Raw genomic sequence first — 13,158 nt, forward strand, 5'->3', positions numbered from 1 at the left:
CACGGAGAACGTCCCGCCGAGGGGACCGCCACCGAGCAGCGTCACCCCGCCCGCAAGCACCACCGAGCCGGCCGACACCCACACGAGCCACGCCTTGTGCGCCGCACTCCGTCGCATCCACGACTCGGGCACCCGCGCGTGCCGCCGCTCCGGCCGCCCTCCCCGATCGGCCGCGTGGCCACCGCGAGCCGCATGCCCACCGGCGGCCGCAGGCCTTCCGCCGGCCGCGTACTCGTCATGGCCGGAGGTCCACTCGTCGCCGTCGCCCGCGTGCATCCCGCGTCCTCGGGGTCCCAGCTCGGCGATCCTCCTGCAGATGCGGTCGGCGATCCGCCGGGAGGCCCGGCCCGCCGCACGCCGGGAGAGCCGGCCCGCGACACGCGCGCCGACGCGGCCGGTGGCCGGCCGCTCGTGCCGCCCCGCCTCACCGTCCGGCCCCGGCCCGGCTTCGCGCGGCCCCTCCTGCGCACCACCGTGCGACCCACCGTGAGGAACGTCGTGCGCGCCGCCGTCCGGGACACCGTGCACGCCGCCGTCCGGGCCGCCGTCCGCGCCGCCGTCCGGGGCGGCCCGACCGGCGGCTTCCTGCCAGCCCAGGGTGAGGTGCTCCCAGGCGCGGGCCACCGCCTCGTCGTCCCCGTACGGGAAGTCCTCCGGCATGAGCCCGTACGGGAAGTCCTCCCACGGACCGTCACCGTACGGATGCCTGCCGTGCCTGCTCGAGTCCGCGGTCACGATGCTCCCCCCTGGAACGTGACAACCCGCCGTCACCACTGAGTGTGACTGAGCAGGTAGATCAATGCGGAGGGATCGCGGACTTCCCTTTGACCGTTCTACGGCAGGGCGGCGACCAGCTCGGTCACCGGCTTGCGGGCGCCGGTGTAGAAGGGGATCTCCAGACGGGTGTGCCGGCGGGCCTGGGCGCCGCGCAGCTCGCGCATGAGGTCGACGATCCGGTGCAGCTCGTCGGCCTCGAAGGCGAGCATCCACTCGTAGTCGTTGAGCGAGAAGCAGGCGACCGTGTTGGCCCGGACGTCGGGGTACTCGCGGGCCATGCGCCCGTGCTCGGCCAGCATGGCGCGCCGCTCGGAGTCCTCCAGGAGGTACCACTCCAGGGAGCGCACGAACGGGTAGACGCTCACGTACGCCCGGGGCTCCTCCTCGGCGAGGAAGGCCGGGATGTGCGACTTGTTGAACTCGGCCGGCCGGTGCAGCGCCATGGCGGACCAGACGGGCTCGCTGTGGCGGCCCAGGGCCGTGCGGCGGAAGCGGGAGTAGACGTCCTGCAGGTCGTCGGAGGTGGGGGCGTGCCACCAGAACATGTAGTCGGCGTCGGCGCGGAACCCGGCCACGTCGTAGAGGCCGCGGGTGACCACGTCCTTGAGCGCCGCCTGCTCCAGCAGCTCGTCGACCTCCGCGCCGAGACTCTCGCGGTCGGCGGGCAGCGGCCCGGTCGCCCGGAAGACGGACCACATCGTGTAGCGGATCACCTGGTTGAGATCGCGGGCCTTGAGCCGCGGTGCGCCCTCTGTCATGCCCCTATTCTCCCCGCAGCGACAGGTGGTCCAGAATCCGGGCGGCGGCCGTGCGGGCCGTGGCGACACAGGCGGGGACGCCCAGCCCGTCGTAGGCGGCCCCGCACACGGCGAGCCCCGGCAGCACGGCGACGGCGGCGCGCACCCGCGCCACGCGGTCGAGGTGGCCCACGTTGTACTGCGGCAGGGAGCCGCCCCAGCGGGTGACGCGGGTGTCGATCGGCAGCCCGCGCACGCCCATGACGCCGGCCATCTCGGCCATCGCGAGGGCCACCAGCTCGGTGTCGTCGCGCTGGAGCAGGTGCTCCTCGCCGACCCGGCCGATGGAACAGCGCAGCCGCACGAGGCCGTCGGCGGCCAGGTGGGGCCACTTGACGGAGCTGAACGTGACGGCCTTGACCGGCCTGCCCTCGACGGGCGGCACGAGGTAGCCGCTCTCACCGGGCGGCTCGGGGAACGCCTCGGCGGCGTAGGCGAGCGTGACGATGGCCATGCTGGCGTACTCGATGCGCGACAGCTCGGCCGACGCCTTGGGCGCCTCGCTCTTGAGCAGCCGGGCGGCGGAGGGGGCGGGCGTGGCGACGATCACGGCGTCGGCCTCGATCACCTCGGGCCTGGGCACGGGGCCGGTCACCAGCCGCCACCCCTCGGCGGTGCGGTGCAGCTCTCGCACGGTCACCCCGGTGCGGATCTCGGCCTCCGACGCCTTGGCGACCGCCTCGGGCAGGCTGCCGAGGCTGCCGCGCAGCGTGGCGAACACCGGTCCGCCGGCGCTGGGCGCCTCCTGGACGATCTGCCGGGCGGCGCTCAGCAGCGAACGCTCGGAGCGGGCGGCGGCGGCCACCCGGGGCATCGTGGCCTCCAGCGACAGCCGGTCGGAGCGGCCCGCGTAGACGCCGCCGAGCAGCGGCTCGACGAGCCGTTCGAGCACCTCGCCGCCCATGCGGGCGCGGATGTAGGCGGCGACGGACACGTCGGTGCGGACGAGGGTGGGCGGCAGGATCTGGTCCATCGGCACCCGCAGCAGCCCGCCGGGCGAGACGATGCCGGACTTGGCCAGCTCGGCGAGGTCGGCGGGCACCCCCATGACCTGTCCCTTGGGCATGGGGCGCAGCGAGCCCCTGCTGAGGATGGACGACCGCGCGGAGCTGGGGCTGACCAGGTCGTCGCCGAGACCGACCGCCTTGGCCAGCTCCGTGCCCTCGGGCCGCCTGGCCAGCACGGCCTCGGCTCCCGCGTCCACGCTGACCCCGGCCACCTCGGAGGCGTGCAGCTTGCCGCCGATGCGCGGGCCGCCTTCGAGGACCGTCACCCTGATCCGATCGCCGCCCGCCTGGCGGAGGTGCCACGCCGCGGCCAGACCAGAGATCCCGCCCCCGACGACGACCACGTGCGCCCGTTTCCCTTCCACGCCTCCAGACGCTACCGTCTCCGCGGCCCGCCCGGCCGTCCGGGGCGTGGACCCGTGCGGCCGGCACGGCGTTCCGGGTCGCGTGCGCTCCGGCCGCCGACACCCGCACGTGACCGTACCGTGACGGATCCGATCAAACCCGTCCAGCACCTGGTCCGTCGTAAGGGCATGAGGAGATTCCAGTACGGCACGGCGCTGTCGGCCGCCTGCGCGGCCCTGCTCTTAGCGGGCCTGACGGGGTGCGGCGGCGGTGGGACGGAGCTGCACACAGCCTCCCGCGGCGAGTCGGCGGGAGCGCCCGCCTCGGCGCCGCAGGCCTCCACCGCCAGGGCGCGGCGTCAGCCCTCGGCCCAGGACGCCGCGGGGAAGAACATCGCCTCCGACGTCACCGTCACCGCCCAGGACCGTCAGGTCATCTACGTCGGGAGGATGACGGTACGGGCCAAGGAGGTCATGGCGGCGGCCCAGAAGGCCAAGCAGATCGTCGGCGGCGCGGGCGGCTACCTGTCGAAGGAGCAGTCCAGCTCGTCCGACGGCGGCGAGGGCTCGGCCGAGCTGGAGTTCAAGATCCCGCCGGCGCGGTACGCCGACGTGCTCGCGAGCATGGGCAAGGACCTGGGCGAGCAGATCTCGCTCAACCAGGGCACCGAGGACGTCACCGCGCAGGTGGCGGACGTCAACAGCCGGATCAAGTCGGCCCAGCAGGCGCTCGACTCGCTGCGCACGCTGCTGAAGAAGGCCGACACCATCGGCAACGTGCTGGAGGTGGAGCGGGAGATCTCCACCCGCGAGGCGGACCTGGAGTCGTTGCAGGCCCAGCAGAAAGAGCTGGCGGGACAGGTGAGCATGGCCACGCTCACGCTGACCGTGGTCGGACCGGTCGCGGTCGTGACCCCGCCGTCGGAGGAGCCCGCCGGCTTCCTCGGCGGGCTGGCCAAGGGGTGGTCGGGGCTGGTGGCGTTCGTGAAGGTGGCGCTGACCGTGCTGGGCGTGGTGCTGCCCTGGATGCTCATCCTAGTGCCGCTGGCCGCGCTGATCGTGTGGCTGACGCGCCGGAACGCGCGCCGGCGGCCCGCCCCGCCGACCCGGCCGTTCCCACCGGCCCCGTACGGCCCGCAAGGTCCGCAGGGTCCCCAGGGCCCAGGCCATCCGCAGGGAACGGAGCGTCCACAAGGGCCGGAGCGTCCGGAGGGACCCGAGCATCCGCAGGGGTCGCAGACTCCGCATGAGCCGCACACCCAGACCGCAGAACCGGCCGAGGCCGCCGAGCGGGCCCAGCCCCCGGCGCCCACGGAGCCGTAAGAGCCGGCGCGCACGGTCGCGGCAGCCGGCCGAAGCGGCCGGGCGGGATCAGGCCTCGTGGACCAGGTCGGTGAGGCGCTTGAGCTGGTCGGGGTCGGTGGAGGGCAGCACGCCGTGCCCGAGGTTGAACACGTGGCCCTCCGCCTGCCGTCCCTCCCGCAGCACCTCGCGGGCCTTGCGCTCGACCACCTCCCACGGGGCCAGCAGGATGGCCGGGTCGAGGTTGCCCTGCAGCGCCTTGCCGGGGCCCACCCGGCGGGCGGCCTCGTCGAGCGGCACCCGCCAGTCGACGCCCACCACGTCGGCGCCCGCCTCGCCGAGCAGCCCCAGCAGCTCGCCGGTGCCGACGCCGAAGTGGATGCGCGGCACGTCGAGGTCGGCCAGGCCCTCGAAGATGCGGCGCGTGTAGGGCAGCACGTACTCCCGGTAGTCGGCGGGGGCGACCGCGCCCACCCAGGAGTCGAAGAGCTGGACGGCCGAGGCGCCCGCCTCGACCTGGAGGCGCAGGTGGGCGAGCACGATGCCGGCCAGGCGGTCCATCAGCGCGTGCCACAGGCGCGGCTCGCCGTACATCATCGCCTTGGTGTGGTCGTGGTGGCGGGACGGGCCGCCCTCGATGAGGTAGGACCCGAGCGTGAACGGCGCGCCGGCGAAGCCGATGAGCGGCGTGCCGCCCAGCTCGCCGGTCAGCGCCCGGATGGCCTCGGTGACGTAGGGGACGTCGTCGGGCTCCAGCGGGCGGAGCGCGGAGAGGCCGGCCTCGTCGCGGATCGGCTGGGCGACGACCGGGCCGACGCCGGGCTTGATGTCGAGGTCGACGCCGATGGCCCTGAGCGGCACGACGATGTCGCTGAAGAAGACGGCCGCGTCGACGCCGTAGCGGCGGACCGGCTGCATGGTGATCTCGACGGCGAGGTCAGGGGTGGCGCACGCCGTCAGCATCGGCACGCCCTCGCGCGCCTTGAGGTACTCGGGCAGCGATCGGCCGGCCTGCCGCATGAACCAGACGGGGGTGTGCGGGACGGGTTGACGGCGGCAGGCACGCAGGAACGCGGAGTCGGCGAGATTCACCTTCCAAGGGTGCCATGACCTCCCGCCGGTCCCCTCATCGGCGCCGCATCGGCACGAGGTGTCGGAAAAGTATGCATTGAACACCCCAAATCATGATCGAATAGTCGGATGGAGGTTTACCGGCCGACCCGGCCCTCGGCGCTCACGCGGGTCGAACACACCCCATGGGCGACCAGAAAGCCGGTCTTGACTGGACCAAATGTTCGCCAAGCGACCGCGCGGCACCGATTCAGCATCCACTTTCGGGACACGCCGAGCGCGTTGCGGGGAATTGTCGGTCAGGCGTGCCAACGTCGGAGCCACGATCCGAAGAAAGGCCCCGTTGCGATGACAGGTGCGACGACAGGCGCCGCCGCAGGCGCCGTGCTCAGTGCCGTGCCACGGCCTGTGACCGCTCCCGCGACCCGTACCGCGGCTCGTTCCGGGACTCCCTCCCGGACCCATGACGGGACCCATGACGGGACTCATGACACGACTCGTGACGGGACTCGCGCCGTGCCGTTCGCGTCCGCCCGCCAGCGGGTTGCGGCAGCGGGTTGAGCAGGCACGATGAGCACCCCCGTGGTCCCCTTCCCCGAGGCTGCGGCCTACGCTGCGACCATGACCTCGAGTGACCGGCCGCCGGCCCCCCCGGCGTTCAGGCGCGCGGCCGAGAGCCTGCGCCCGGCCGAGGTCAGGCCGGAGATCGAGCTGGAGGACCTGCCCGCGCCGCAGCGGCTGGCCCCCTACTCCGCCGCCGTGGGCGCGTCGGTCTACCGCGACGACGACGAGCTGGCCGTGGGCCGGCTGATCCTGCTCTACGACCCCGACGGCCAGCGCGGCTGGGACGGCCCGTTCCGGCTGGTGGCCTACGTGCGCGCCGACATGGAGCCGGAGATCACCTCCGACCCGCTGCTCGGGCCGGTCGCCTGGAGCTGGCTCACGGAGGCCCTGGACGCCCACCACGCCGACTACTCGGCGGCCGGCGGTACCGTGACAAGAGCGGTGTCCGAGGGCTTCGGCAACAAGGCCGATGATCCGGTCACCACCGAGCTGGAGCTGCGAGCGTCCTGGTCCCCCACCCAGGAAGACCTCTCCGGTCACGTGGCCGCCTGGTGCGACCTCATGTGCGTGGCCGCGGGGATCCCGCCGCTGCCGCCCGATGTGGCGTCCCTGCCCCGCAGGCGCGAAGATCCGGAGAGTGACCGTACGAAGTGAGGGCACCAGTCGAGACGTCATCCGCGTCATGAGAGCGGTGAACTCATGACAGAAGAAAGAACCGTGCACAGCGGCCCAGCGGCCAACAGCGTGGCCGACGGCGCGGACACGGGCGAGCGCCCGGTCGTGCCGCTGCTGGAGCCGCGTGAGGGCATACCGCCGGTCGTCGCGGACGCGGCCACGCTGGCCCGGGTGGTCGACGCGTTCGCGCGCGGCAGCGGCCCGGTCGCCGTCGACGCCGAGCGCGCCTCGGGTTACCGCTACGGCAACCGCGCCTACCTGGTGCAGGCGCGCCGGGCCGGCGCGGGCACCGCGCTGATCGACCCGATCGCCTGCCCCGACCTGTCGGGCCTGGACGCGGCGGTGGCGGACGCCGAGGTCGTGCTGCACGCCGCCTCGCAGGACCTGCCGTGCCTGCTGGAGGTCGGGTTCCGGCCGCGCGCGCTGTTCGACACCGAGCTGGCCGGCCGGCTGCTCGGCTACGAGCGCGTGGGGCTGGGCACGATGGTGGAGACCGTGCTCGGGCTGCGGCTGGAGAAGGGTCACTCGGCCGCCGACTGGTCCACCAGGCCGCTGCCGGAAGACTGGCTGCGCTACGCCGCGCTCGACGTGGAGGTGCTGGTCGAGCTGCGCGACGTGCTGCACGCCGAGCTGGAGGAGGCGGGCAAGCTGGAGTGGGCGCGCGAGGAGTTCGCCGCCGTGCTCGGCACGCCGCCCGCCGTCCCCCGGTCGGATCCGTGGCGGCGTACGTCCGGCATCCACAAGGTGCGCAACGTGCGCGCGCTGGCGATCGTGCGCGAGCTGTGGCTGATGCGCGACCGGATCGCCCGCGAGAACGACCTGGCGCCCGGCCGGGTCCTGCCCGACTCGGCGATCGTGGCCGCCGCCCTCGACGTGCCCCGCACGAAGAAGGCGCTGACCGAGATCGCCCCGTTCACCGGGCGCAGCGCCCGCCGCTACATGAGCGAGTGGCTGAGCGCGGTCAGCCGGGCACGCGCGCTGCCCGACGTGCAGTTGCCGCAGCCGAGCACGCCCGGCGACGGCCCGCCGCCCGCCAACCGCTGGCCCGACCGCGACCCGGCCGCCGCCAAGCGGCTGGCCGCGGCCCGTGCCGTGATCGCCGCGCTGGCCGACGAGCACCGCATGCCGACGGAGAACCTCCTGCAGCCCGACGCCGTGCGCAGGCTCACCTGGGAGCCGCCGAAGCAGATCACCGACGAGACCGTGGCCGAGCGGCTGCGCGAGCTCGGCGCCCGCGACTGGCAGCTCGCCCTCACCGCCCACCCGCTGGCCAGGTCCCTGGCCAGGCTGGAGACCAAGGGCGAGCTCTAGACACGACCGGCACTTGACGCCTCCGGCGGCTCGGCCTTACCGTTCGGGAAAGCGCTTTCCGTGAAAGGATCCCCATGAGCGTGCGCAGCATCGGCGTCGTGATGAACGGCGTCACCGGACGGATGGGATATCGCCAGCACCTGGTCCGATCCGTCCTGGCCATCAACGAGCAGGGCGGCGTCACGCTCTCCGACGGCAGCCGGGTCAAGCTGCGCCCCGTCCTCGTCGGGCGCAACGCCGCCAAGCTGGCCGAGCTCGCCGACCGCCACGGCATCCCGGACTACACGACCGAGCTGGACGCCGCGCTGGCCGACGACGACAACCTGATCTACTTCGACGCCCAGGTCACCTCCGCCCGGGTGAAGGCCGTGCTGAAGGCGATCGAGGCGGGCAAGCACATCTACGCCGAGAAGCCCACGGCCGAGTCGGTCGAGGAGGCCGTGGCGCTGGCCGGGGCCGCGACGGCGCGGGGCGTGAAGAACGGCGTCGTGCAGGACAAGCTGTTCCTGCCGGGCCTGCTGAAGCTGAAGCGGCTGATCGACGGCGGGTTCTTCGGCCGGATCCTCTCGGTGCGAGGGGAGTTCGGCTACTGGGTGTTCGAGGGCGACTGGCAGGAGGCGCAGCGCCCGTCGTGGAACTACCGGGCCGAGGACGGCGGCGGCATCGTGCTCGACATGTTCCCGCACTGGCACTACGTCATGGAGAACCTGTTCGGCCGGGTCCGCTCGGTCTACGCCCAGGCCGTAACGCACGTGCCGCGGCGGGTGGACGAGCAGGGGCACGCCTACCAGGCCACGGCCGACGACGCCGCGTACGGCGTGTTCGAGCTGGAGGGCGGGGTCGTCGCGCAGATCAACTCCTCCTGGACCGTGCGCGTGAACCGCGACGAGCTGGTGGAGTTCCAGGTGGACGGCACGGAGGGCAGCGCGGTCGCCGGCCTGCGCAACTGCCGCGTCCAGCACCGCGCCGCCACGCCCAAGCCCGTGTGGAACCCCGACCTGCCCGTCACCGCGCGCTTCCGCGACGGCTGGCAGGAGGTCCCGGACAACGCCGAGTTCGACAACGGCTTCAAGATCCAGTGGGAGCTGTTCGTCCGGCACGTCCTGGAGGACGCGCCGTTCCCGTACGACTTCGCCGCCGGCGCCCGGGGCGTGCAGCTCGCCGAGCTGGGCCTGCGCTCGTCGGCCGAGGGCCGCAGGATCGAGGTGCCGGAGCTGTGAGGATCGACCTGCCCGGCGGCGCGTACGAGCTGCGCGAGCCGGTGACGTGGCCGCGGCCGGACGGCCCGGCGGTCAGCCGCGTCGTGTACGCGGCGGCGCACGTGGTCGCCGACCCGCTCGGCGACAACACGCCCGGCTCCCCCGCGGCCGTGGACTGGGACGCCACGCTGCGCTTCCGCCGCCACCTGTGGTCGCACGGACTGCGCGTGGCCGACGCGATGGACACCGCGCAGCGCAACATGGGCCTCGACTGGGCCGCGACGAAGGAGCTCATCCGGCGCAGCGCCGACGAGGCGCGCGCGTTCGGTGACCCGGCCGAGCTGGTGGCCTGCGGCGCCGGCACGGACCACGCCCCCGGCGCGGACGACCTGAAGGCGATCACCGCCGCGTACACCGAGCAGATCGAGACCGTGCAGGCGGCCGGCGCCGGCGTGATCGTCATGGCCTCGCGCCAGCTCGCGCGGGTGGCGGCCGGACCGCAGGACTACCACCAGGTGTACGGCGAGCTGCTCGGCCTGGCCGACCGGCCGGTGGTGCTGCACTGGCTCGGCGAGATGTTCGACCCGCAGCTGGCCGGCTACTGGGGCTCGCGTGACGTGGCCGCGGCCACCGAGGCGTTCCTGGAGCTGATCCACGCCCACGCGCCGAAGGTGGACGGCGTGAAGGTGTCGCTGCTGGACGAGCAGCACGAGATCGGGCTGCGGGCCGCGCTGCCCGAGGGCGTCCGGCTCTACACCGGCGACGACTTCAACTACCCGTCGCTGATCAGGAGCGGCTCGCACGCGCTGCTCGGCATCTTCGACGCGATCGCGCCGGCCGCGGCGGCGGCCCTGCAGGCGCTCGACGCCGCCGAGGCCGCGCGGGCCGCCTCCGACGACGCCGGCCGTGACCGGATGCTCGCCCGTTACGACGAGATCCTGGCGCCGACGGTGGCGCTGTCGCGCAAGATCTTCGAGACGCCGACGTACAACTACAAGACCGGCATCGTCTTCCTGGCCTGGCTGAACGGCCACCAGGACGCGTTCGCCATGGTCAACGGCGCCCAGTCGGCCCGCTCGCTGGTCCACCTGTCGGAGGTGTTCCGCCTGGCCGACCGGGCCGGGCTGCTGGCCGACCAGGAGCTGGCGGTCCGCCGCATGCGGGCGCTGCTGGCGGTGAACGGCCTGTGAGTCTCTCCCTCAACCAGTGGACCACCAGGCGCTGGACGGTGGCCGAGGCCGTCGACGGCTGCGTGCGGCACGGCCTGGAGGCCATCGGCCTGTGGCGGCAGGAGGTCGCCCAGCAGGGCCTGGCCGAGTCGGTCAAGCTGGTGCGCGAGGCGGGCCTGCGGGTGTCGTCGCTGTGCCGGGGCGGCTTCCTCACGTCGGGCGGGCCCGGCGAGGACGGCCGCCGGGCGTTCGCGGCGGCGCTGGAGGACAACCGGCGGGCCGTCGACGAGGCCGCCGAGCTGGGCGCGGCCTGTCTGGTGATGGTCGTCGGCGGGCTGCCGGGCGTGGTCCCGGGCGAGCCGCTGACCGGGTCCGTGTCGAAGGACCTCGCCGCCGCTCGGGAGCGGGTGGCCGAGGGCCTGGCCGAGCTCGCGCCGTACGCCGGTGAGCGGGGCGTGAAGCTGGCGCTGGAGCCGCTGCACCCGGTCTACTGCGCGGACCGGGCCGTCATCTCCACCCTGGAGCAGGCGGTGGACCTCAGCCTGCCGTACCCGGTGGAGCAGGTCGGGGTGGTGGTCGACACCTTCCACGTGTGGTGGGACCCGCGGCTGTTCGAGCAGATCGCCCGCGCCGGCGAGCGGATCGCCTCCTACCAGGTGTGCGACTTCCTGCACCCGCTGCCCGCCGACGTGCTGCTGGGGCGCGGCATGATGGGCGACGGGGTGATCGACTTCGCGCCGATCACCCGGGCCGTGCTGGCGGCCGGCTACACCGGCGACGTGGAGGTCGAGATCTTCAACGCCGACGTGTGGGTCGCCGATCCGGACGAGGTGCTGGCCACCATGAAGGCCCGCTACGCCGAGGTGGTCGTGCCTTCCTGACCGCCCCGTTCTCCGGGCGCCGTCCCGCGGGGACGGCGCCCTTCTCTGTGACGTGGGTCACCGCGAAACGGCGCGGAGCCGCTGGAAGTTGTTACTGTGGAGGGGCGGGCAGGAACGCGCGGCGCCCCCTCCATCCCTCGACGCCTGGACCTCCTGCCGCATCCCCGAAGACGAGAAGCGGTACATGGCACATCCCACCACGGTGGACCATCTCCTCCCAGGGGATCACGTCTGCTGGACATTCGACGACCATGAACGACATCTGTCGGCTCTGATTCGTTACCTTCGCGGAGGTCTCGATCGGGGTGAGCAGGTCCTGTACTTCACCGACACCTTCCTGCCCGACGCCTTCCTCGCGGCGGCGCAGGCGTACGGCCTGGAGGTGCGCGAGCCCGAGCGCACCGGGCAGCTCCAGGTGACCACCGCCGAGGAGTCCTACCTGGCGGGCGGCGCGTTCGACGCCGAGCGGGCCCTGGACGGCTGGCACACCGCCATCGGCGAGGCGCGCGGCCAGGGCTACAGCGCGCTGCGGGTGGCGGCCGACATGGGCTGGACGGTCCGCGCCAGCCCCGGCGTCGAGCGGCTGGCCTGGTACGAGGCGCAGGCCAACCGGATCTTCGCCGACGGCTACGCGATGGCGCTGTGCTGCTACGACCGGCGGCTGTTCACCAGCTCCGAGCTGGACCGGATCGGCGCCGCCCACCCGGCGACCGCGCGGGCGGGGGCGGGCAGCCACGAGGAGTGGGCGCCGATGCTGCGCATCCGCCGCACCTTCGAGGGGCTGGCGCTGGCCGGCGCGGCCGACCGGAGCAACAGCGACGCCCTGGAGGCCACGCTGCGCCACGTCGTGGCCGACGCCCATCGCATCGCCGACGGGGCCGCCCCGCTGGTGGTCGACGTGGCGGAGCTGAGGTTCGCCGACACGGCCATCGCCCGCCTGCTGGCCGGCGCGGTCGCCGCCGCGCGGGGCCGGCTGCTCCTGCGGGGCGTCCGCCCGACGCTGAACGAGATGCTGTCGGTGATCGACCCGGGGCAGGCCCACGCGCGGTGCGTCACCGGGAGCCCGGTGTGAGCGTCACGGCCTCCCCCTCCGGCTCGGTCGCCGATCCGTTCGAGCACATCGGGCTGCTCTACGACACGCCGGACGCCTACGCCGAGGGGTGCGCCGCGTTCCTGCGGCGGGCGCTCGACGCCGGCGAGCCGGCCATGGTGGCCGTGCCGGGCGGCAACGGCGACCTCATCCGGTCCCGTCTGGGCGGGGCCGCCTCCGGGGTGGTCTTCGCCGACATGGCGGTGGCCGGCCGCAATCCCGGCCGCATCATCCCCCGCGTCCTGCTGGCCTTCGCCCGGCGCCACTCCGGGCAGCGCGTGTGGATCATCGGTGAGCCGATCTGGGCCGGCCGCAGCCAGGTCGAGTACCCCGCCTGCGCGGCGCACGAGGCGCTCATCAACGCCGCCTTCGCCGGCCGCGACGCGGCGATCCTGTGCCCGTACGACACGGGTGCCCTCGGCGCGCGAGCCGTCGAGGACTCCTACCGCACCCATCCCGTCATGGCCGAGGCAGACCGTACCTGGGCCAGCGGCCTCTACGCCGATCCCTTGGACACCGCAGCGATGTTCGACCAGCCCCTTCCCGCTCCCCCGCTCACCGCGTACCAGCGGACCTTCAAGACCGTCGGCGAGCTGGAGGACGTGCGCGCCTTCACCGCCGGTCTCGCCCGCTCGGCGGGCCTGCCCGACTCCCGCGTCGAACGCGTGGTGCTCGCGGTCAACGAGGTCGCCACCAACTCCTTCGAGCACGCCACGGGCGGCTGCACGATCACCGTGTGGACCGAGACCGCGACGCTCGTGTACCAGATCGACGACGCCGGCCACTTCGCCGAGCCGATGGCCGGGCGGATCCCGCCGGTGGACCTGGAGTCGCGCGGCCACGGCCTGATCCTCGTCAACGAGCTCAGCGACCTGGTGCGTCGCCACGGCCACGCCGACGGCACCACCACCCGCCTGCACTTCGTGCTCGGCTGACGCCGCTCCCGGAGCGCCGCCGGCTCAGTCGCGCGG

The 13,158-nt window shown here is 73.6% G+C and carries 11 protein-coding genes; 8 read left to right on the forward strand and 3 right to left on the reverse strand.

All coding sequences use genetic code 11. From position 1 onward, the window contains the following. Positions 1-833: 833 nt before the first annotated feature. Positions 834-1,535 (reverse strand): hydrogen peroxide-dependent heme synthase, encoded by a 702-nt coding sequence (hemQ, locus tag AB0H64_RS11860; protein ID WP_357623023.1) that lies wholly within the window; start codon positions 1,533-1,535, stop codon positions 834-836. A gap of 4 nt (positions 1,536-1,539) precedes the next feature. Continuing rightward, on the reverse strand, positions 1,540-2,946 hold the full coding sequence (gene hemG / locus AB0H64_RS11865) for a protoporphyrinogen oxidase (protein ID WP_357623026.1): 1,407 nt from the start codon (positions 2,944-2,946) through the stop codon (positions 1,540-1,542). A 168-nt stretch (positions 2,947-3,114) separates the two neighbouring features. Here hemG and AB0H64_RS11870 point away from each other — a divergent pair, with 168 nt between their 5' ends. Beyond that, positions 3,115-4,248: a DUF4349 domain-containing protein gene (locus tag AB0H64_RS11870; protein ID WP_357623027.1), complete on the forward strand. Its 1,134-nt coding sequence runs from the start codon at positions 3,115-3,117 to the stop codon at positions 4,246-4,248. A 48-nt stretch (positions 4,249-4,296) separates the two neighbouring features. Here AB0H64_RS11870 and hemE read toward each other — a convergent pair whose 3' ends face one another. Continuing rightward, positions 4,297-5,319 (reverse strand): uroporphyrinogen decarboxylase, encoded by a 1,023-nt coding sequence (hemE, locus tag AB0H64_RS11875; RefSeq protein ID WP_357623029.1) that lies wholly within the window; start codon positions 5,317-5,319, stop codon positions 4,297-4,299. A 600-nt stretch (positions 5,320-5,919) separates the two neighbouring features. On the opposite strand from hemE, the gene AB0H64_RS11880 reads away from it, so the two are divergent. The 7 genes from AB0H64_RS11880 to AB0H64_RS11910 all read left to right on the forward strand — a co-directional run bounded on the left by AB0H64_RS11880 (position 5,920) and on the right by AB0H64_RS11910 (position 13,122). Continuing rightward, entirely contained in the window at positions 5,920-6,516 is a 597-nt protein-coding gene (locus AB0H64_RS11880; protein ID WP_357623030.1) for a DUF3000 domain-containing protein, read from the forward strand. Positions 6,517-6,561: 45 nt separating this feature from the next. Next, positions 6,562-7,848 (forward strand): ribonuclease D, encoded by a 1,287-nt coding sequence (locus tag AB0H64_RS11885; protein ID WP_357623032.1) that lies wholly within the window; start codon positions 6,562-6,564, stop codon positions 7,846-7,848. A 74-nt stretch (positions 7,849-7,922) separates the two neighbouring features. Further along, positions 7,923-9,068 carry a Gfo/Idh/MocA family oxidoreductase gene (locus AB0H64_RS11890; RefSeq protein WP_357623034.1) on the forward strand — a complete coding sequence of 382 codons (1,146 nt, stop codon included), beginning with the start codon at positions 7,923-7,925 and terminating at the stop codon, positions 9,066-9,068. A gap of 29 nt (positions 9,069-9,097) precedes the next feature. Beyond that, on the forward strand, positions 9,098-10,237 hold the full coding sequence (locus tag AB0H64_RS11895; protein WP_357623550.1) for a dihydrodipicolinate synthase family protein: 1,140 nt from the start codon (positions 9,098-9,100) through the stop codon (positions 10,235-10,237). After that, positions 10,234-11,097, forward strand: a complete 864-nt coding sequence (locus tag AB0H64_RS11900) for a sugar phosphate isomerase/epimerase (protein ID WP_357623036.1) — start codon at positions 10,234-10,236, stop codon at positions 11,095-11,097. The genes AB0H64_RS11895 and AB0H64_RS11900 overlap by 4 nt, the downstream gene beginning before the upstream one ends. Before the next feature lie 184 nt (positions 11,098-11,281). Beyond that, positions 11,282-12,169: an MEDS domain-containing protein gene (locus tag AB0H64_RS11905; protein WP_357623038.1), complete on the forward strand. Its 888-nt coding sequence runs from the start codon at positions 11,282-11,284 to the stop codon at positions 12,167-12,169. Beyond that, positions 12,166-13,122: a sensor histidine kinase gene (locus AB0H64_RS11910; protein WP_357623040.1), complete on the forward strand. Its 957-nt coding sequence runs from the start codon at positions 12,166-12,168 to the stop codon at positions 13,120-13,122. Before AB0H64_RS11905 ends, AB0H64_RS11910 begins: the two co-directional genes overlap by 4 nt. Positions 13,123-13,158 lie beyond the last annotated feature (36 nt).

This window comes from Nonomuraea sp. NPDC050733 (assembly GCF_040654215.1).
In the GTDB taxonomy this organism is placed as follows: domain Bacteria; phylum Actinomycetota; class Actinomycetes; order Streptosporangiales; family Streptosporangiaceae; genus Nonomuraea.

Excerpts from the sequence above, each read along its gene's own strand:
- AB0H64_RS11890 (WP_357623034.1), top strand. The coding sequence starts at position 7,923 with ATGAGCGTGCGCAGCATCGGCGTCGTGATGAACGGCGTCACCGGACGG.
- AB0H64_RS11905 (WP_357623038.1), top strand. The coding sequence starts at position 11,282 with ATGGCACATCCCACCACGGTGGACCATCTCCTCCCAGGGGATCACGTC.
- AB0H64_RS11880 (WP_357623030.1), top strand. The coding sequence starts at position 5,920 with ATGACCTCGAGTGACCGGCCGCCGGCCCCCCCGGCGTTCAGGCGCGCG.
- hemQ (WP_357623023.1), bottom strand. The coding sequence starts at position 1,535 with ATGACAGAGGGCGCACCGCGGCTCAAGGCCCGCGATCTCAACCAGGTG.
- AB0H64_RS11885 (WP_357623032.1), top strand. The coding sequence starts at position 6,562 with ATGACAGAAGAAAGAACCGTGCACAGCGGCCCAGCGGCCAACAGCGTG.
- AB0H64_RS11870 (WP_357623027.1), top strand. The coding sequence starts at position 3,115 with ATGAGGAGATTCCAGTACGGCACGGCGCTGTCGGCCGCCTGCGCGGCC.